Genomic DNA, 19,249 nt, shown 5'->3' with positions numbered 1-19,249 from the left:
GGTACGGGCCCGGAAGAGGTACGGCGAAGGAGCGCGGGAGGTCACCGCGAAGGGGCGCGGGCGATCCGCGCCCCCCACGTCAGCCCAGGCGCGCCACCAGGGACTCGTACTCGTCCCACAGCTCGCGCGGGGTGTGGGTGCCGAAGGTTTCGAGGTGGGCGGGGATGAGGGCGGCTTCCTCTTTCCAGACCTCGCGGTCGACGGACAGCAGCAGGTCGAGGTCGCCCTGGGAGATGTCGAGCCCCTCGGTGTCGAGGTCGCCGGGGGCCGGCAGGATGCCGATGGGGGTCTCGACGCCCTTGGCCTCGCCGTTGAGGCGTTCGACGATCCACTTCAGGACCCGGCTGTTCTCGCCGAAGCCCGGCCAGACGAAGCGCCCGGCGGCGTCCTTGCGGAACCAGTTGACGTAGTAGATCTTCGGCAGCTTGGCGGCGTCGTGCGTCTTGCCGAGCGAGACCCAGTGGCCGAAGTAGTCGCCCATGTTGTAGCCGCAGAACGGCAGCATCGCGAAGGGGTCGCGGCGCAGTTCGCCGACCTTGCCCTCGGCGGCGGCGGTCTTCTCGCTGGCGACGTTGGCGCCGAGGAAGACGCCGTGCTGCCAGTCGAAGGACTCGGTGACCAGCGGTACGGCTGAGGCGCGGCGTCCGCCGAAGAGGATCGCGGAGATCGGGACGCCGCGCGGGTCCTCCCACTCGGGCGCGATGATCGGGCACTGCGCGGCGGGGACGGTGAAGCGGGCGTTGGGGTGGGCGGCGGGCGTGCCGGACTGCGGCGTCCAGTCCTGGCCCTTCCAGTCCGTGAGGTGCGCGGGCGGCTCCTCGGTCATGCCCTCCCACCACACGTCGCCGTCGTCGGTGAGGGCGACATTGGTGAAGACGGAGTTGCCGTACATCGTCTTCATCGCGTTGGAGTTGGTGTGCTCTCCGGTGCCGGGCGCCACGCCGAAGAAACCGGCCTCGGGGTTGATGGCGTACAGGCGGCCGTCCTCGCCGAAGCGCATCCAGGCGATGTCGTCGCCGATGGTCTCGACGGTCCAGCCGGGGACGGTGGGCTCCAGCATCGCGAGGTTGGTCTTGCCGCAGGCCGAGGGGAACGCGGCGGCGACGTACTTGACGGCCTCGGGTCCCCCCTTGGGCGGGGTGAGCTTGAGGATCAGCATGTGCTCGGCGAGCCAGCCCTCGTCGCGGGCCATGACGGAGGCGATGCGCAGCGCGTAGCACTTCTTGCCGAGCAGGGCGTTGCCGCCGTAGCCGGAGCCGTAGGACCAGATCTCGCGGCTCTCGGGGAAGTGCGAGATGTACTTGGTGGTGTTGCACGGCCACGGCACGTCGGCCTGGCCCTCTTCGAGCGGGGCGCCCAGGGTGTGCACGGCCTTGACGAAGAAGCCGTCGGTGCCCAGTTCGTCCAGCACGGCCTGACCCATCCGGGTCATGGTGCGCATGGAGACGGCGACGTACGCGGAGTCGGTGATCTCCACGCCGATGGCGGACAGCGGTGAGCCGACCGGGCCCATGCAGAAGGGCACGACGTACATCGTGCGGCCCTTCATCGAGCCGCGGAAGACGCCCTTGTCGCCGGTGAAGATCTCCCGCATCTCGGCGGGGGCCTTCCAGTGGTTGGTCGGGCCCGCGTCCGCCTCGTTCTCCGAGCAGATGAAGGTCCGGTCCTCGACCCGCGCCACGTCCGAGGGGTCGGAGGCCGCGTAGTACGAGTTGGGGCGCAGGGTCGGGTCGAGCTTGGTGAAGGTGCCCTTGGCGACGAGTTCTCCGGCCAGGCGGTGGTACTCCGCCTCCGAGCCGTCGCACCACACGATCTCGTCGGGCTGGGTGAGTTCGGCGATCTCGCCGACCCAGCGGGTCAGTTCCTGATGGTTGGTGGGAGCCGCAATACCGCGCGCCACGATCGCTCCGTCCCGCCGGGTCCGCACAGAACCGGCGTCACAAATTGAGGGTTTGGTTCTCGGCCCCTTGGGGGCTGCGGCCCGGACGCGTTCGTGGAGTGCTCATCCGGTACCGACCGCACTCATATGAGTGTGGGCCCCGTCAAATGATTCTGTCCAGGGCGCCGCGAGTGAGCATCACCACTCCGGGAGTGTCCCGCGCCACCTTTGAATCTACTAACAGGTAACTTACGCGACCGTAGGTAGGATTGACGGCATGGCCCTTGGCAACGACACTTCAGAGGTGCTCCCCACCGTCGACGGCGTCGACTTGCCGATCCCCGTGAAACCCAAGCTCAGAGGGTGGTTGCACGCGGGGATGTTCCCCGCCGTGCTCGTCTCGGGAGTCGTGCTCACCGCCTTCGCCCAGAGCACCAGGGGACGGATCGCCTGCGGCGTCTTCACCGTGACCGCGTGCGCGCTGTTCGGCGTGAGCGCGCTCTACCACCGGGGCAACTGGGGCCCTCGGGGCGAAGCGATTTTGCGACGACTTGACCATGCGAACATCTTCCTGATCATCGCGGGCACGTACACGCCGCTGGCGATCCTGCTGCTGCCGGGCGACACCTCGAAGGCGCTGCTGTGGGTCGTCTGGGCGGGCGCGCTCGCCGGAATCGCCTTCCGCGTCTTCTGGGTCGGCGCCCCGCGCTGGCTCTACACCCCGTGCTACATCGCGCTCGGCTGGGTCGCGGTCTTCTTCCTGCCGGACTTCCTGCGGACCGGCGGCGTGGCCGTCATGGTCTGCGTCATCGTCGGCGGCCTGCTCTACAGCGGCGGCGCCGTCGTCTACGGCTTCAAGCGGCCGAATCCGTCACCGCGTTGGTTCGGCTTCCACGAGGTCTTCCACTCCTTCACGCTGGTCGCCTTCATCGTCCACTACGTCGGCATCTCGCTGGTCGCCTACCAGCACGCGTAATCCGCCGGGCCGCAGCCGCCCGCCCCTTCACCCACCCGCGCCCGTCCCCACGGGGGCGGGTTTTTTCGTACGCCCGCACGTCGGCGCGCGCCCGCGGGTGAGTGAGGGCGCGTACGCCGGTGCGTACGCGTACGCCGACACCCATCCGCGGACGCGCCCACCCGCGCGGGTTCCCATGCGGCGATCTGACAGCTACTCTTTTTTAGGAGTCACTCTCATTTGACACAGACCTTCAGGAGCCGTCATGGCAACCTCTTCCTCCCCGGCCCCGCCCCCGGCGGACGCGCAAGCCCCGCCGCAGGCGGACCCGCGGCGCTGGCTGGCGCTGCTCGCGATCATCGCCAGCGTCCTCGTCCTCAGCTTCGACACGACGATCCTCAACGTGGCGCTGCCGACGATGTCCGCGCAGATCGGCGCCGACACCGGCGACATGCAGTGGATCGTGGACTCGTACACCGTCGTCTTCGCCGCCGCGATGCTCCCGGCGGGCCTGCTGGGCGACCGGTTCGGACGGCGCCGGATGCTGGTCACGGGCCTCGTCGTGTTCCTGGCCGGATCGATGCTCGGCGTGCTGGCGCACAGCCCGGGACCGGTGATCGCCGCCCGTACGGTGATGGGCGTCGGCGGGGCCTTCATCATGCCGCTGGCGCTGTCGGTGCTGCCGTCGATGTTCAGCGGGCAGGAGCGCTCGCGGGCGGTCGCGATCGTGTCCACCGCGATGGCGCTCGGCATGCCGCTCGGCCCGATCATCGGCGGCACGCTGCTCGAACACTTCTGGTGGGGCTCGGTCTTCCTGATCAACATCCCGCTGGTCGGCCTGAGCGTCGTCGCCTGCATGACGCTGCTGCCCGAGACCCGCGACCCCGCCGCGCCCCGGGTGGACGTCCCCAGCACGGTGTTCGCCGCCGGGGGCCTCGGCGCCCTGGTCTTCGGAATCATCGAGGCGCCCGACCGGGGCTGGGGCGACCCGCTGGTGCTGCTGATGCTGTTCGGCGGGGTCGCGCTAATCACCGGGCTGGTGCTGCGCGAGCGCGGGGTGAGCAGGCCGATGCTCGACCTGACCCTGCTGCGGCAGCGCGGTTTCGTGTGGAACGCGGTCGCCGCCACCCTGGTCACCTTCATCCTCACCGGGCTGCTCTTCGTCCTGCCGTCCTACCTCCAGACCTCCCTGGGCTACGACGCGTTCGGCACCGGTCTGCGGCTGCTGCCGATGATGGGCGGGCTGATGTTCGCCGCCCGCGCGGGCTCCCCGCTGGTCAAGCGGTTCGGCCCGCGGCCGGTGATCGTCGGCGGACTCGCCGTCCTGGCGGGCGCGGCCTTCCTCGGCAGCACCACGCGCGTCGGTGACGGTTACGGCGTCACCGCCCTGTGGCTGTCGATCGCCGGACTCGGCTTCGGCCTCGCCATCGTGCCCGCCATGGACAGCGCGCTCGGCGCGCTCCCCCGCGAGCGCGCGGGCAGCGGCTCGGGACTGCTCCAGACGCTGCGGCAGACCGGCGGCGCGATCGGCGTCGCCATCCTCGGCAGCGTCCTCGCCGCCGGGTACACCGGACGGCTGGACACCGGCGGCCTGTCCTCGGCCGCCGCGCACACCGCCAAGGACTCCGTCGTCGGCGCCCACGCCGTCGCCGCCTCCCTGGGCGACCGCGCGCTGGCCACCGCAGCCGACGCCGCGTACCTGCACGGCATGAGCGTCGTCCTCACCGTCTGCGGTGTCGCGTCCCTGGTGGCCGCCGCGCTGGTGGCGGCCTTCCTGCCGAACCCGCGCACCGGGAAAGCGACGGACGGGGGCGCGGCCGACGGGGGCGCGAAGGGGTCTGGAGACGGGTCCGGATACGGGTCCGGGTCCGAGTCCGGGTCCGGAGCCGGGAGCGACACCGCGCCCGGCATCGTGACCGGCGCCGTGACCGGCTCCGACACCCGCGCCGGGGCATCGCTGCCCGTGGCAGAACGCACCACGGATGCCGGACAATGAGGCCATGTCCCCTCGCTCCAGCGGCATCATCCCGGCGAAGACCGGTCTGCGCGAACGCAAGAAGGCCCAGACCCGCCAGGCCATCCGCGCCGCCGCCTACCGGCTCTTCGCCGAGCAGGGGTACGACGCCACCCCCGTCGACCAGATCGCGGCCGAGGCGGACGTCTCGCCGAGCACCGTCTTCCGGTACTTCCCCACCAAGGAGGACATCGTCCTCACGGACGAGTACGACGCGGGCATGGCCGAGATGCTGCGGTCCCGGCCCGCCGACGAGTCACCGCTGACGGCGCTGGAAATGGTCATGCACGAATCGCTCAGCCTGCTGCTCCAGGACCCCGAGGGCCAGGCCGAGATGGTTCAGCGCGAGGAACTGGTCCGCGACGTCCCCGCCATCCGCTCCCGCTCGCACGAAACCATGTCGGAGACCGGTCGGCTGCTCGGCGGCATCATCGCCGAGCGGTCCGGCCGCTCGGCCGACGACCTCGAGGTACGCGTCTTCACCGCCGCCGTCTTCAGCGTCATCCACGAGACGACGATGTACTGGGTCGAACAGGGCCGCACCGAAGACCTCCTCCCCCTCCTCGACCGAGCCCTCGGCCTGCTGCGCGGTGGCCTGGAGTTCTGACCCGCACGCCTCCCCGGCGCCAACCCCCATGACCGAGCCCCCAGCCCCCACCCCCCGGTGACCCGGCCACCCCCGATCCGCCCCGCCGGGACGGCCGGTGACCCGCGGGAGCGTCGTGGCTGGGCGCGCACCCCCGCAGGGGGACCGGCTAGCTCGGGCGGGGTCCGGTCCACACGTCGGAGCGGAGCTGCGAGCGCAGGGTGCGGGCGTCGGACGTCGGCGCGTCGCAGACGAAGTTGCGGCAGACGTACGCGGCGGCCTGCCCGGCGCGCGTCGGCCGGGCGTGCAGCAGCGGGAATTCCGTACTGCCCTCCTCGCCGACCGCGACCACGGCGCCGGGCGCGGCGCCGAGCAGCGCGGTGAGGTGGAGTTCGTCGGTCAGGGGATCGCCGACCGCGCCGACGACGGCGACCTCGCGCGGCCCGTCGAGCGCGGCCTCGGCGACGGCCAGACCCCAGCCGACGAACCGCGGCGCGCGGGAGGCGAGCGCGCCGACGACACCCAACGCCCTTTCCGCGGCGGTGCGGTGGGCGTCGGAGCCGGTGTGGGCGGCGTACGTGAGCAGCGCACCCGCGGCGGCCGTCCAGCCGGACGGCGTCGCGTTGTCGGTGGGGTCCTGCGGGCGGCGGATCAGGGTCTCGGCGTCGTCGGCGGTGTCGTACAGCCCGCCGTCGTCCGCGGTGAAGTGGACGATGACGGAGTCGAGCAGCAGCCCGGCGAAGTCCAGCCAGACGCCCTCGCCGGTCACCGACGCGAGCGCCAGGAAGCCCTCGGCGACATCGCCGTAGTCCTCCAGCACACCGTCGTTGGCCCCGGCGACACCGTCGCGCGAGGTGCGCGAGAGCCGTCCGCGCTCGTCCATGTGGACGCGTACGAGCAGGTCGGCGGCGTCGACCGCGGCCTGTACGAGGTCGGGCCTGTCGAAGTAGGCGCCGGTCTCGGCGAGCGCGGCGATGGCCAGGCCGTTCCAGGCGGCGACCACCTTGTCGTCACGCCCCGGACGGGGGCGCGACGCGCGGGCGGTGAGCAGCCGTTCGCGTACGGAGGCGACCCGGTCGGCGTCCACCACGCCGTTGCCCTGCGGGAGTTGGAGTACGGAGGCGCCCTCCTCGAAGGTGCCCTCCTCGGTGACGCCGAAGTAGCCCGCCGCGAACTCCCCGTCGGCCGCGCCCAGTACCTCGGTGAGCTGCGCGGGCGTCCACGCGTAGTAGGCGCCCTCGGCGTGCTTGCCGGTGCCGTCGTCGCTGTCGGCGTCCAGCGCGGACGCGAACCCGCCCTCGTCCGTGGCCAGTTCGGCGATCATGAAGTCCGCGGTCTCCAGCGCGACGCGGCGCGCGAAGTCGGAGCCGGTGGCCCGCCACAGGTGCGCGTACACGCGGGTGAGCAGCGCGTTGTCGTAAAGCATTTTCTCGAAGTGCGGGACGGTCCAGGTGCGGTCGACCGCGTACCGGGCGAAGCCGCCGCCGAGTTGGTCGTAGATCCCGCCGCGCGCCATCGCCTCGCAGGTGTCGCGGGCCATCTGCAACGCGCCCTCGGCGCCGGTCCGCGCGTGGTGCCGCAGCAGGAACTCCAGCGCCATGGACGGCGGGAACTTCGGCGCCCCGCCGAACCCGCCGCGCCGCGCGTCGTATTCACGGGTCAGCCCGAGCAGCGCCGCCGACAGTTCGCCTTCACCCGGATGGACGGCCGCGCCGTACGCGTCCGCCCGCTCGGCCAAGTCCCGGACGATCCGCGTCGCGACATCCGCGACCTCCTCGCGCCGGTCACGCCACGCCGCGACGACGCCCTCCAGCACGTCCCGGAAGCCGGGCATCCCCTGCCGCGCGGCCGGCGGGAAGTACGTACCGAAGTAGAACGGCTCGCCCTCCGGCGTCAGAAACACCGTCATCGGCCAGCCGCCCTGACCGGTGGCCGCCTGCACAGCCTCCATGTACACGGCGTCGACGTCCGGCCGCTCCTCGCGGTCCACCTTCACCGACACGAAGTGCTCATTGAGATACGCGGCCGTCACCTCGTCCTCGAAGGACTCGTGCGCCATCACATGGCACCAGTGACACGCGCTGTACCCCACGCTCAGCAGCACCGGCACACCGCGCTTGCGCGCCTCCGCGAACGCCTCCGCCCCCCACGGCCACCAGTCCACGGGATTCGCGGCGTGCTGGAGAAGATAGGGCGAGGTCGCGTCAGCCAACCGGTTCACGCGGCCTAGCCTCTCACAAAGCAAGGCCCGCGAGACGATCGCGCGCGGCGGCGGGAGGCTGTCGTTCGGGCATCTCGACGCACCGGGCGGGAGCGGGAGCGGGACCGGTGGGGACGGGGTCCGGCGGGGGGGGCGGGGCGGTCAAGGGGCGGGGGGTGGGGCGATCTCGTGGAGGAGGGTCTCGACCAGGGACTTGATCTCGTCGCGGATCGGACGCACGGCTTCGACGCCCTGGCCGGCCGGGTCGTCGAGCTTCCAGTCGAGGTAGCGCTTGCCGGGGAAGACCGGGCAGGTGTCGCCGCAGCCCATCGTGACGCACACGTCGGACTCGCGTACCGCGTCCACGGTGAGGATCTTCGGGGCCTCGGCGGAGATGTCGATGCCGACCTCGGCCATGGCCCGGACGGCGGCCGGGTTGACGGCGGTGCCCGGGTCGGACCCGGCGGAGCGGACCTCGACGCGGTCCCCGGCCAGGTGGGTGAGCCACGCGGCGGCCATCTGCGAGCGGCCGGCGTTGTGGACGCAGACGAACAGGACGGAAGGCTTGTCGGACATGGGACTTCCCTGTTCCTTCCTCGGTTGAACGGCGTGGTGGGACCGGCGTGACGGGACGGGTTCGCTGCGGCGACGTGGCGAGGCGAACGAACGATTCAGCCCGCGCTGGTATCAGCGGCGACTGATGTGTGACAGTATCAGTCCATGCTGACATCAGTCGACACTGATCTGATGCGGGTGCTGGCCGACCCGCTCAGGCTCCGGATCGTGACCCTGCTCGCCCGCGAGACCCTGTGCACCACGCACCTGGTCGAGGAGACCGGAGCCAGGCAGACCAATCTCTCCAACCACATGAAGGTCCTGCGCGAGGCGGGCGTGGTGGACACCGAGCCCTGCGGCCGGTTCGTCTACTACAAGCTGCGCCCCGAGGTGCTGGCCGGACTGTCCGAGCGGTTCGCCGCGCTCGCGGAGTCCGCGCGTACCGCCGCCGAGAACAAGCGGGCGTGCCCGTGACCTCGGCGGAACCCCGACCCGCGCCCTCCGCGGAGCCCGCCGCCGCCCGCTCACCGGACGGCGGTCCGGCCCCGCGCGACTCGGTCGTCGCGAAGCTCTCCGCCCTGGACCGCTACCTCGCGGTCTGGATCCTGGCCGCGATGGGGGCCGGTCTGGGGCTGGGCCGCGCCGTCCCGGGGCTGAACGACGCGCTCGCGAAGACCGAGATCGGCGGGATCTCGCTGCCGATCGCGCTCGGCCTGCTCGTGATGATGTACCCGGTGCTGGCCAAGGTCCGCTACGACCGGCTCGACCGCGTCACCGGCGACCGGAAGCTGATGGCGTCCTCCCTGCTCCTCAACTGGGTCGTCGGGCCCGCCATCATGTTCGCGCTGGCCTGGCTCTTCCTGCCGGACCTGCCCGAGTACCGCACCGGTCTGATCATCGTGGGACTCGCCCGCTGCATCGCCATGGTCATCATCTGGAACGACCTCGCGTGCGGCGACCGCGAGGCCGCCGCCGTCCTGGTCGCGCTCAACTCGGTGTTGCAGGTGCTCGCGTTCGCGCTGCTGGGCTGGTTCTACCTCGACCTGCTGCCGCGTCTGCTCGACCTCGGCGACGGCCAGGGCCTGGACGTCTCCGCCTGGCACATCGCGCTGAACGTCGTCGTCTTCCTCGGCGTGCCCCTGCTCGCGGGGTTCCTCACGCGCCGCGTCGGCGAGCGGCGCGTGGGGCGCGAGCGGTACGAGAGCGCGTTCCTGCCGAGGATCGGCCCGTGGGCGCTGTACGGGCTGCTGTTCACGATCGTCGTCCTCTTCGCGCTCCAGGGCGGGACGATCACCTCGCGCCCGCTGGACGTCGTACGGATCGCGGCTCCGCTGCTGGTCTACTTCGCGGTCATGTTCTTCGGCGCCTTCCTCCTCGGCAAGGGTGTCGGTCTGGCCTACGACCGCACCGCGACCCTCGCGTTCACCGCGGCGGGCAACAACTTCGAGCTGGCCATCGCGGTCGCCGTCGCCACCTTCGGGGTCACCTCCGGCCAGGCGCTGGCCGGGGTCGTCGGCCCGCTGATCGAGGTCCCCGTCCTGATCGGCCTCGTCCACGTCGCGCTCGCCTGGCGCCGGAGGTTCACCGCCGACGCGCTGACGACGGCTGATTGACGCTGATTGACCTACGCCTTACGCGTCCTGGCCGCGGGGCCAGGTCCTGACGGGGGCGCTGCTGCGGCCGGCCCGGCCGCTCAGCTCGGCGTCGAGGGTCTCCTGGGCCACGCGCATGGCCTCGGCGTACACGGGGTCCTCCAGCCGCTTCCACATGTCGTCCGCGGAGACGTCCTCCACGCGGCTGACCACCCACCAGATGTTGCCGAAGGGGTCCTTGATCCGGCCGCCGCGCTGTCCGAAGGCGTCGTCGGCCAGCTCCGTGACGATACGGCCGCCGGCCGCGACGGCCCGCGCGAACGCCTCGTCGGCGTCGGCGACGAACACCCGCAGCAGGCTCGGCACGACGGGCCAGTCCGCGTGCCGGTCGAAGGCCAGCACCACGGTGTCGCCGATACGGATCTCGCCGTGTCCGATCAGGCCGTCCTCCGTCGCCACCCGCCCGAGTTCCTCACCCCCGAACGCCGCGGCCACGAAGTCGAGGAACGCCCCCGTGTCGTCGGTGACCACCCAGGGCGCCACCGTGGTGTAGCCCTCGGGCGCGGCATTGGTCTTCTCGGGCATCGCGGTCCTTTCGCTGACATCGGTTGTCGACAGCGACGCTAGGCGCGATTGCGGTCAGTTCCGGTCCGCAACGGCGCAGCGGCGGTGCCGCGATCCGCCGATACCCCCGCCCGGGCCCGGTCGGTCACGGCCGGCCGGGGGCCACGGCCGGCTCGGGGCTCGGGGTGAGGTCGCGGCGGGGCAGCAGGAGCGGGGTGGTCAGGATGAGCAGGCCCACGACCGTGAGGGCGGTGCGCGGGCCGGTGACGTCGGCGAGCAGCCCGGCGAGCGCGGTGAGGACGGCGATGGCCGTCTGCTGGCCGATCGACCAGGCCGACAGGGTCCGGGCGACGAGGTGCCGGGGGGTGTGTTCGAGCCGGTAGGTGGCGAGCACCGGTGTGTACAGGCTCATGTTGACGATGATCGCCAGCTCGACGGCGATCACGGTGAGCAGGCCGACGACGCCGGGCCGGACGAAGGCCAGCCCGATCAGCCAGACGGCGCGCAGGGTGCCGACGGTCCGGAAGACCCACTGCTGCCCGTGGCGGGCCACCACCCGGCGGGCCAGCCGCGAGCCGATGAGCCCGCCGACGCAGGGCGCGGCGAAGGCGAGGCCGTACTGCCAGGGCGGGAAGCCGAGTTGGCGCAGCAGGAGCACGGCGAGCAGCGGTTCTGTGGCCATGATCAGACCGCCGACGAGCAGCTGGTTGAGGTAGAGCGCCCGCAGTCCGGGGTGGCCCAGGAGGTGCCGCCAGCCGTCGAGCAGCGCGCCCGCCCGGGTCGTCGGTGTGCCGGTGGGCCGCGGCGCGTCCTCCCGGCCGCGGATCGCGGTGACGCACAGCGCGGAGCACAGGTAGCTGAGCGCGTCGGCCACGACGGTGACGACCGGCCCGAACAGGCCGATGGCCGCTCCGCCGAGCGGCGGCCCGACCGCGATGGAGCTCCAGTTCGTGGACTCGAAGCGGGCGTTGGCCACGAGCAGGTCGTCCGGCCGGACGAGCGCCTTGAGGTAGGCGCCACTGGAGGCGTTGAAGGCGATCTTGGCCGCGGCGGACACGGCGGAGACCACGAGCAGGTGGACGAAGCTGAGCCAGCCGAGGGCGTACGCGGCCGGGACCGTCGCCATGACCGCGAACCGGGTCAGGTCCATCGCGACCATGACCGGGCGCTTGCGCCGGAACTCCACCCACGGCGCGAGCGGCAGCGCGATCAGCGCTCCCACCGCGGGCCCCACGGCGGACAGCGCGGACACCTCGGCGGGGCCCGCGTGCAGGGCCAGCACCGCGATCAGCGGCAGCGCGCCGAAGCCCAGCCCCGACCCGTATGCGCTCACCGCGTACGCCGCCCACAGCCAGCCGAACGGCCGCCCCAGCGCTCTCCTGCCCCTCATGCGCGGCGCTCCCCCTTCGACGGGCCGACGTGCACCGGTGAGAGCTAAGCGAGCGGCACAACCGCAGGTCAAACAACCGCACCGCCCGCGATCCACAACCATTCGTTGTTCACTAAGGTGAATCGACGTGGACCTCGAAGCCGTACGCACCTTCGTCGCCGTCGCGGACGCGGGCCAGTTCCAGAAGGCCGCCGCCGACCTGTCGATCACCCAGCAGGCGGTCTCCAAGCGGGTCGCCGCGCTGGAACGCGCCCTGGGCATGCGGCTGTTCGCCCGCGCCCCGCGCGGCGCCGAACTCACCATCGACGGCCAGGCGTTCCTGCCCCACGCGCGCGAACTGCTGCGCGTCGCCGAACGCGCGGTCGCGTCCGTACGCCCCGGCCGCCGTCCGCTGCGCGTCGACGTGATGGCCTCGCGCGGCGCGCAGGCGGGCCTGATGCGCGGCTTCCACCGCGCGCACCCCGAGATCGACCTCGACGTGGTGATGCTGCTGGAATTCGGCACGGCCGTCGGCGCCGTCAGGTCCGGTGCGATCGACGCGACCTTCCGCGCCGTCGCCGCGCCCGGCCTGCCGCTTCCCGAGGACGTCGCGTCCGTACGGGTGCTCGACGAGCCGCTCCAGCTCCTCACCGGCCCGGCCCACGCGCTGGCGGGGGCCCGGTCGGTGACCGTCGAGCGGCTCGTGGGGCACCGGATCTGGATGCCCGGCATCGTCCCCGGCTCCGAGTGGGGCGCCTACTACGACGACCTCGTCGACGAGTTCGGCCTCACCATCGAGGCGACCGGCCCCAACTTCGGCTCCGACGCGCTTCTCGACACCCTCGCCGAGACCCCGGCGCTGGCCACCTTCATGGGCGAGCCCACCCGTCTCATCTGGCCCGCGGGCCACGGCCTGCGCCGTATCCCGGTGACCGACCCCACCCCCGTCTACCCGCACGCCCTCCTGTGGCACCGCGACAACCCCCACCCGGCGCTGGCCGTTCTGCGCGCCCACCTCGCCGCCGCGGCGACCGCCCACGACGCCGCCGGGACCTGGCGCCCCGACTGGGTGATCCCCCCGTCTCCGGTGTCACCGCCGACGAACTCCGGGCCGGATGCGCCGGGTGGCGGCTGACCGACGTGACGCCCGGTGCGCGTCCGGTCCGGAAAGCCGGGGGTCGGCGCGTACGCTCATGGGCGGATGTTCCGGAAGTGGCGGAAGTGGTGCCAATGGCACCAGTGGCGCCAGCGGGAGCGGTGCCGGGTGAGCGTGAGGGGTGGTCGCGGATGGCGGGGCGGATTCGGGTGCTGCTGACGGCCGTACTGGTGGCCGTGACGGGGATCGTGACGGCGTCGGCACCGGCCTCCGCGGTGATCGGCGGGTCGAAGAGCACGTACGGGCCGTGGGCGGTGCGGATGTTCGTCGACGGGAAGCCGGTGTGCACCGGGACGGCCGTGACGCGCCGGTGGATTCTGACCGCCTCGCACTGCTTCTTCGAGCAGGCGCGGCCGGTCGCGGACAAGCGGATCACGTTCCGGGTGGGCAGCCTCGACGTCCGCAAGGGCACGACGGTCCGGCCGGTGCCCGGCGGGCGCGTGGGAAGCGCCGTCGCCGACATGATGCTGGTCGAGGTGCCGGCCATGAACGTCCGCACGGCGCGCCTGTCCACCGCGCCCGTCCGCCCCGGCCGGACCGTGCGGGTGTACGGGTGGGGCGCGACGTGCGCCGGGGACGAGAACTCCTGCCAGTCGCCGGTGCTCAAGCAGTCGCGGCTGCGGGTCGTCCGGCCGGACGACCCGCGGTGCGACGGCGCCACCGCGCCGGGCGGCTCGGACTTCTGCATGGTGAAGGTGTCCGGGATCCCCGCGGGCGGGGACTCCGGCGGACCGGTGATGAGCGTCGCCCCGCACGGCGCGGAAACCCTCCTCGGCGTCTTCGACGGCTCCGACCGGGAGAAGGTCGCCGAGGCCGGGGACGTCGGTCAGCAGCTCGCCTGGATCCGCTCGGTCACCCGCCGGTAGCCCCCACCGCCCGCCTCGATCCGCACCGATCCGCACACGGCGGTGGCCGCGACCGCTACCGGGCCTGCTGGGTACGGAACAGGCGGCGACATGGCCTGGAAGTCGGCGGGGCGCGTGGCGCGGGCTTCGGCGAGGGGTCGGACAGCTGCCGGACAGGTGCGGGACAACCGCCGTACACCGACCGGATAGACTGCCGCAATTCTGCACCTCACCCGTATGCACCGTTTTTCACGCCAAAGAGGGAGCGTCGTGGCGCTGCTCGACCACACCCGGCCGGCGCCCGCGGCGGAGCCCACTGGCCGGGGAGACGCGCTGCGGCGCGCGGCCCGCGCGGCGGCGCCCGCGGTCCTCGGCTATCTGCTGGTGCGGCTCGCGGCGACCGCGATGCTCTGGATGTGGGCGCGGTCGGAACACAAGAGCCTGCTGGGGCTGCTGGGCCGCAAATGGGACTCGCTGTGGTTCCTGGGCATCATCGAGCACGGCTACGACCACGGCACCCCGGCGCAGAGCAACCTCGCGTTCTTCCCGCTCTACCCCCAACTGGTGCGCGGTACCGCCGCGCTGTCCCCCACCGGGCCCGCGACCACCGGCGTCGTCCTCGGCTGGCTCTTCGCGCTGGCCGCCGCCTGGGGCATCTACGCGGTCGGCGCGAAGCTGTACGGCCAGCGCGCCGGGGTGGTGCTCGCCGTGCTGTGGGGCGTCATCCCGCACGCCGTCGTCGAGTCGATGGCGTACACCGAGAGCCTGTTCACGGCGCTGGCCGCCTGGACGCTGTACGCGCTGCTCTGCGAACACTGGCTGAGCAGTGCCTTCCTGTGCCTGCTCGCCGGGCTGACCCGGCCGACCGCCTCCGCGCTGGTGCCGGTGGTCTGCCTGGCCGCGCTGTTCGCGATCGTCCGCGCGCCGCGCGCCTGGCGCGCGTGGGCGGCGCTGCTGATCGCGCCCGCCGGCTGGATCGGCTATCTGGTGTGGGTGGGCCTGCGGGTGCACCGGCTGGACGGCTGGTTCCATATCCAGAAGGACGGCTGGGGATCGTCGTGGGACGGCGGCCGGTTCACCGTCGACAGCGCCCGGCACATCCTCAGCACGCCGTCGGCGCTCGACCTGTACGCGGTGACCGTCGTCCTGCTGCTGGCCGTGGCGCTCTTCGTCCTCGGCGTGCTCGACCGGCAGCCCTGGCCGCTGCTGCTCTTCAGCTTCCTGCTGCTGGCCACCTCGATCGGCGGCTCCGGCTACTACCACTCCAAGGCGCGCTTCCTCGTCGCGGCCTTCCCGCTGCTCATCCCGCCCGCCGTGGCACTGGCCAAGGCCAGGACCGGTACGGCCGTCACGGTCGTGACGACGCTGACGCTGGTGTCCGGGTACTTCGGCGGCTATCTGCTGCTGGTCTGGAACCACTCCCCGTGAGCCGGGCGGTTCACAAGCCGTAGCGCCGACGCCGTCGAAGACGCGCGGCATCGCGGACTGCCACGGCGCGCGGGAGAGCCGGCCGCCGACGCCGAGGCGCACGAGAAGCTCGACCTCTGCCTCGGCGACAAGGCGCCCTACGGCCTGATCGGCCTGTTCACCGGCGCCGCACCACCGGAACCCGCCTCCCCCGCGCGGGCCTGAACCGCGCGCGTGCGCGCGGCGGCGACGGCGGCTCCGCGCCCAGGAGGGGCGCGCGGGGACGGCGCTGTGGGATCCACAGGGCCGCGGGGGCTTGACGCGGGCGCTGGGTGGGCACCAAACCCACTCATGGGTTGTCCGCACGTCGAAGTTGTCGAAGCCGTACGCGGGAGGACATGTGCCGGAGTCACGGGCCGCGCTGCGCGCACCGCACCGGGCCGAGGTGGTGCGCCTGCTGGAGCGGGCGGTGGCCCAGCAGGGGCAGGGCGTGGACGGGAAGGCGCTGCTGGCGCGGGGGTTGGAGCGGCTGGAGGAGATCGCGGCCGCGGCGGACGAGGAGTACGGGGCGTACGTCAGGGCGCTGGAGGCCGGTCAAGCGGCCGGACCGCAGGAGCGCTCGGGGCGCGCCACCGCCGCGGTGCAGGGCCTGGTCGCGGGCGTAACGGCCGCGGTGGCCTTCGGAGTCGACCTCGGCTACGGACTCGCGGCGGGACCCGCGCTGGTGACCGGCCTCGCGGTCGGCGCGGCGGGAGCGGTGACGCTGACCGGAGCGGGCAAGCAGGGAAAGGCGCGGCGCGCGGGCGCCGGCCAGGGCTTACCGGGCGGTCCGGAACAACTGCGGCTGCTGTGGCTGGCCGCGCTCGACCGCCGCGGCGTACGGCCGTTCATCGAGGCGCAGCGCGCGGTCGTCCCCGCGCCGCCCCGCAAGCAGTCCGCCAAGGTGCCCAACCAGCCCTCCCCGCCGCGCCGTTCGGGCAACGACCGCAGCGCGGCGGCCCGCACACGCGCCGTACTGGAGCAGTCGTTCGGCCATCTCCCGGACGCGGAAGGCCCGTTCGCCGGGCGCCGCGCCCATGTCGCGCGGATCGCCCAGTGGGTGCACCAGGCCCGGGTGTCCACGGCGGTACGGCCCACCGTGGTCGTCCTGCACGGCCCGGCGGGCAGCGGCCGTACGACGCTGGCGGTGCGTACCGCACGGCAGTTGAGGGACCAGTTCCGCGGCGCGTGCGTGGTGGACCTGCGCGGCGCGAGCGACGGCAGGACGCCGCTGCCCACCAGGGAGGCGCTGCTGCACCTGCTCAACCGGCTCGGCGCGCCCCGCGACCAGCTCCTCTTCCGCGAGCGGCAGAATCAGGAACAGCACCTGCGACGGCTCACCGAGCAGTACCAGCAGCACCTCAGGGACGTGCCCGTGGTGATCGTGCTGGACGACGCCACCGACGCGGCGCAGATCAGGACGCTGGTCCCCGAGCGGTCCGAGAGCCTGGTGCTGGTCACCAGCCGCGCGCCGTTCGACCCGGAGGAACTGGCGCTGCCCGGCGCCTTCGTGCACAGCCTGGACGTCGGCGCGCTCGACGCGGACGACACCTTGGAGCTGCTGGGCGAACTGGCCGCGGCGGGCGGCGCCGCCGCCCCGCTGCGGGAGGAGGCCGAGCGGCTGCGCGACCTGTGCGCGGGTCTGCCGATAGCCCTGCGGATCGCCGGAGCCGCGCTCCCCGACCACCACGGCGCGACCGAACTCGCCGCAGACCTGGAGGTGTTCGGCCCGCGCGACCCGGTCGACCGCGTCCTCGCACTGCGCTACCACGACCAGCCGGAGCCCAACCGCCGTCTGCTGCGCCGCCTCGCGCTGGCCGGGCGCGCCAGCTTCGGCGCCGCCGCCGCGGCGGCCCTGATGGCCACCGACGAACGCGAGGCCGCCCGCAGGCTCGACGAACTCGCCGCCGCGGGGCTGATCGAGAACGTCCGCGGCAGCCGCTACCGCCCGCACGACCTCGTCCGCGCCTTCGCGGGCGAACGGCTGCTGGACGAGGAGGACCCGGTGGAGCGCGGCGCCGCCCACGAGCGGCTGATCCGTTCGTACGCGGACCTCGCGAACACCGTCATCCGGCTGGTCGAGGGCAAGACCTCCACCCGCGCCGGGCGGTTCGGCCAGCACGGCTTCGCCTCACTGGAGCTGGCGCTGCGCTGGCTGGACGAGGAGTCCAGCTTCATCACCGCCGCGCTGCGCGACACCGAGGGCGTCGACCGGGCCGCCGTACAGGCGCTGCTCGGCGCGCTGTGCGACTACTGCCTGCTGCGCGGCGACCTCTACCGGCTCGGCGAGATCAGCGAGATGGCGCAGGCCCAACAGGCCGCCGGGCAGCAGAAGTCGGGCCCCGACGAGGACCGCTCGGTGCTGGTGCGGTCGGTGCAGTGGCGTACGGGCATCGCGGCCCGGCAGCTCGGCGAGCTGGACAAGGCGCGGTCGACGCTGACGTCGGTGGTCGACCTGTACTTCGAGGCGCGGCACCCGTCGGGCGCGGCCCGCGCGCTGGACAGCCTCGGCATCACCCTGCACCACCAGGGCAACCTCAAGGAGGCCGAGCGCAGGCTGCGCGAGGCGCTGGAGATTCAGTCCGCCCCCGAGCTGGACGAGGACCGGGCCTGGACGCTGCACGCGCTGGCCGCCGTGCTGCGCGACATGGGCCAGGTCGGCACGGCGCTGGAGCTGCTGCGCGAGTCGCTGGCGCTGCACCGCGAGAACGAGAGCGTGCAGGGCGAGGCGTGGGCGCACCTCCAGCTCGGCCAGGTGTACCTGCGGCTCGGGCGGCTCGACCTCGGCGAGGCCGAACTGCGCGCCGCCGGGCAGTCGTACGCGCTGGCCCGCGACCCGCGCGGCGGCGCGTGGACCGCGACGCAGCTCGCCCGGGCCCTGCTGCTGCGCGGCGAGGCCCGGCAGGCCGCCCAGGACCTGGACGAGGCGGTGCAGCGGCACCGCGCCTGCGAGGACGCGCGCGGCGAGGCGTGGACGCTGTACTACCTCGGGCACGCGCTGGAGGAGTCCGGCGACACCGACTCGGCGCTGCGCACCCTGGAACGCGCCCGCACGATGTTCTCCCGCATGCGGGACGTCTACGGGCTGGCCTGCGCCCGGCACCACTCCGCGCGGGTCACCCGTGACCAGCGGGCGGCCCGTACCGGCAATCTGCGCAACAGCGGCTTCGCCCGGCAGCTCCTCCAGGACGCCCGCCAGGACTTCCGCCGGATCGGCGTCGAGCACGGCGAGGCGTGGTCGTGCGTCGAGCTGTCCGTCATCGACGCCGGGAACGGGCGGCTGCCCGAGGCCCTCGCCCTCCTCGACGAGGCCGTCGAGCTCTTCCGTGGGCTCGGCGACCGGCGCGGCCACGACTGGGCCGTCTTCCTGCGCGCCACCGTCCAGCCGCTGCTCTCCGAGGACGGCCTGCCCCTGGCCCGCTCAGCCCTCGCCGGGCTCCTCGCCGACGCCTATCCGGGGCGGGACCCGGACCTCGAGGAGTACGTCGAGGCGTACGCCCTCCTCCTGGAGCGCGGCACCGTCGCCCCCGGCGGACCCTGGGACACCTGGCGCCTCGGCATGACCCCCGGCCGCTCCGCCCGCATGGTCATGGCCGTCCCCGTCTGACCCCTTGCACACGATGTGCCCCGTCGGGGGCGCGGGGAACCGCGCGGCCGGCCACGACGCTCCCGCAGGTCACCGCCCGCCCCGGCGGGGCAGATCGGTGGTCTCCGGACCACCGGCCGGTGGCGGGTTGCTCGCGCGGTTCCCCGCGCCCCTGAAAAGCACGCCCTGCGCAAGGGCCGCCCCCCGTCAGGGGCGTGGCGGCTCCGGGGCGGAGGAGGCGGAGGCGGAGGCAGCGGGAGAGGCGGAGGGAGAGGCCGCGGGGGCCTCATGCGGCGGGCGAGCCGCGGGCTCCTCGGTGAAATCGATCTTCTTCATCTGCTTGCCCATGTTCTTCATCAGCAGCCACAGCCCGATGGCGATGGCGGCGAAGATCACGAAACCGAGGAGCCCCGGCGTCACCTTGTCCTGGTTCAGCTCACCGGCGGCGTTCGAGGCGAGCGGGACCAGCGTATTGAATCCGTGGGAGGCGTTCACCCGCCCA

15 protein-coding genes are annotated in these 19,249 nt (G+C 72.9%); 9 read left to right on the top strand and 6 right to left on the bottom strand.

All coding sequences use genetic code 11. The annotated features are described in order from the left end of the window. Positions 1-79: 79 nt before the first annotated feature. Positions 80-1,900 (bottom strand): phosphoenolpyruvate carboxykinase (GTP), encoded by a 1,821-nt coding sequence (locus tag ACFZAM_RS23925; protein ID WP_391049142.1) that lies wholly within the window; start codon positions 1,898-1,900, stop codon positions 80-82. Positions 1,901-2,156: 256 nt separating this feature from the next. Here ACFZAM_RS23925 and ACFZAM_RS23920 point away from each other — a divergent pair, with 256 nt between their 5' ends. The 3 genes from ACFZAM_RS23920 to ACFZAM_RS23910 all read left to right on the top strand — a co-directional run bounded on the left by ACFZAM_RS23920 (position 2,157) and on the right by ACFZAM_RS23910 (position 5,455). Continuing rightward, positions 2,157-2,855, top strand: a complete 699-nt coding sequence (locus tag ACFZAM_RS23920) for a hemolysin III family protein (RefSeq protein ID WP_391049140.1) — start codon at positions 2,157-2,159, stop codon at positions 2,853-2,855. Positions 2,856-3,099: 244 nt separating this feature from the next. After that, positions 3,100-4,830, top strand: a complete 1,731-nt coding sequence (locus tag ACFZAM_RS23915; protein ID WP_391049137.1) for a DHA2 family efflux MFS transporter permease subunit — start codon at positions 3,100-3,102, stop codon at positions 4,828-4,830. Between the two features lie 4 nt (positions 4,831-4,834). Then, positions 4,835-5,455, top strand: coding sequence for a TetR family transcriptional regulator (locus tag ACFZAM_RS23910; RefSeq protein WP_355347827.1), 621 nt, complete (start codon positions 4,835-4,837; stop codon positions 5,453-5,455). A 148-nt stretch (positions 5,456-5,603) separates the two neighbouring features. On the opposite strand, the gene ACFZAM_RS23905 is transcribed toward ACFZAM_RS23910, so the two are convergent. Both ACFZAM_RS23905 and ACFZAM_RS23900 read right to left on the bottom strand, forming a co-directional pair. After that, positions 5,604-7,655, bottom strand: a complete 2,052-nt coding sequence (locus ACFZAM_RS23905; protein WP_391049134.1) for a DUF255 domain-containing protein — start codon at positions 7,653-7,655, stop codon at positions 5,604-5,606. 141 nt (positions 7,656-7,796) lie between these two features. Continuing rightward, the gene (locus tag ACFZAM_RS23900) at positions 7,797-8,210 is read right to left on the bottom strand and encodes an arsenate reductase ArsC (RefSeq protein ID WP_391049132.1); all 414 of its coding nucleotides are present in this window, start codon (positions 8,208-8,210) and stop codon (positions 7,797-7,799) included. A 144-nt stretch (positions 8,211-8,354) separates the two neighbouring features. Between ACFZAM_RS23900 and ACFZAM_RS23895 the strand changes: the two genes are divergently transcribed. After that, the gene (locus ACFZAM_RS23895; protein ID WP_355350097.1) at positions 8,355-8,663 is read left to right on the top strand and encodes a metalloregulator ArsR/SmtB family transcription factor; all 309 of its coding nucleotides are present in this window, start codon (positions 8,355-8,357) and stop codon (positions 8,661-8,663) included. After that, on the top strand, positions 8,654-9,802 hold the full coding sequence (arsB, locus tag ACFZAM_RS23890; protein WP_391049129.1) for an ACR3 family arsenite efflux transporter: 1,149 nt from the start codon (positions 8,654-8,656) through the stop codon (positions 9,800-9,802). The genes ACFZAM_RS23895 and arsB overlap by 10 nt, the downstream gene beginning before the upstream one ends. 18 nt (positions 9,803-9,820) lie before the next feature. Here the strand turns inward: arsB and ACFZAM_RS23885 are convergent, their stop codons facing one another. Both ACFZAM_RS23885 and ACFZAM_RS23880 read right to left on the bottom strand, forming a co-directional pair. Further along, positions 9,821-10,366: a VOC family protein gene (locus ACFZAM_RS23885; RefSeq protein WP_391049126.1), complete on the bottom strand. Its 546-nt coding sequence runs from the start codon at positions 10,364-10,366 to the stop codon at positions 9,821-9,823. 124 nt (positions 10,367-10,490) lie between these two features. Beyond that, entirely contained in the window at positions 10,491-11,735 is a 1,245-nt protein-coding gene (locus ACFZAM_RS23880) for an MFS transporter (protein WP_355350106.1), read from the bottom strand. 127 nt (positions 11,736-11,862) lie between these two features. Between ACFZAM_RS23880 and ACFZAM_RS23875 the strand changes: the two genes are divergently transcribed. From ACFZAM_RS23875 to ACFZAM_RS23860, 4 genes are all read left to right on the top strand, one after another. Continuing rightward, positions 11,863-12,849, top strand: a complete 987-nt coding sequence (locus ACFZAM_RS23875; protein WP_355350109.1) for a LysR family transcriptional regulator — start codon at positions 11,863-11,865, stop codon at positions 12,847-12,849. A gap of 152 nt (positions 12,850-13,001) precedes the next feature. Continuing rightward, entirely contained in the window at positions 13,002-13,736 is a 735-nt protein-coding gene (locus ACFZAM_RS23870) for a trypsin-like serine protease (protein ID WP_391049122.1), read from the top strand. A 249-nt stretch (positions 13,737-13,985) separates the two neighbouring features. Next, entirely contained in the window at positions 13,986-15,143 is a 1,158-nt protein-coding gene (locus ACFZAM_RS23865) for a hypothetical protein (protein WP_391049119.1), read from the top strand. A gap of 379 nt (positions 15,144-15,522) precedes the next feature. After that, positions 15,523-18,768 carry a tetratricopeptide repeat protein gene (locus tag ACFZAM_RS23860; RefSeq protein ID WP_391049117.1) on the top strand — a complete coding sequence of 1,082 codons (3,246 nt, stop codon included), beginning with the start codon at positions 15,523-15,525 and terminating at the stop codon, positions 18,766-18,768. A 186-nt stretch (positions 18,769-18,954) separates the two neighbouring features. Here ACFZAM_RS23860 and ACFZAM_RS23855 read toward each other — a convergent pair whose 3' ends face one another. Then, complete coding sequence (locus ACFZAM_RS23855) at positions 18,955-19,242, bottom strand: hypothetical protein (RefSeq protein ID WP_355350121.1); 288 nt, start codon at positions 19,240-19,242, stop codon at positions 18,955-18,957. Between the last annotated feature and the right edge of the window lie 7 nt (positions 19,243-19,249).

Source organism: Streptomyces sp. NPDC008079 (assembly GCF_042957385.1).
Taxonomy (GTDB): Bacteria; Actinomycetota; Actinomycetes; order Streptomycetales; family Streptomycetaceae; genus Actinacidiphila.
The sequence above is the reverse complement of the archived record's forward strand: the minus strand, read 5'-3'. Positions and strand labels throughout refer to the sequence as shown.

Excerpts from the sequence above, each read along its gene's own strand:
- ACFZAM_RS23920 (WP_391049140.1), top strand. The coding sequence starts at position 2,157 with ATGGCCCTTGGCAACGACACTTCAGAGGTGCTCCCCACCGTCGACGGC.
- ACFZAM_RS23915 (WP_391049137.1), top strand. The coding sequence starts at position 3,100 with ATGGCAACCTCTTCCTCCCCGGCCCCGCCCCCGGCGGACGCGCAAGCC.
- ACFZAM_RS23910 (WP_355347827.1), top strand. The coding sequence starts at position 4,835 with ATGTCCCCTCGCTCCAGCGGCATCATCCCGGCGAAGACCGGTCTGCGC.
- ACFZAM_RS23900 (WP_391049132.1), bottom strand. The coding sequence starts at position 8,210 with ATGTCCGACAAGCCTTCCGTCCTGTTCGTCTGCGTCCACAACGCCGGC.
- ACFZAM_RS23895 (WP_355350097.1), top strand. The coding sequence starts at position 8,355 with ATGCTGACATCAGTCGACACTGATCTGATGCGGGTGCTGGCCGACCCG.
- ACFZAM_RS23885 (WP_391049126.1), bottom strand. The coding sequence starts at position 10,366 with ATGCCCGAGAAGACCAATGCCGCGCCCGAGGGCTACACCACGGTGGCG.
- ACFZAM_RS23880 (WP_355350106.1), bottom strand. The coding sequence starts at position 11,735 with ATGAGGGGCAGGAGAGCGCTGGGGCGGCCGTTCGGCTGGCTGTGGGCG.
- ACFZAM_RS23870 (WP_391049122.1), top strand. The coding sequence starts at position 13,002 with ATGGCGGGGCGGATTCGGGTGCTGCTGACGGCCGTACTGGTGGCCGTG.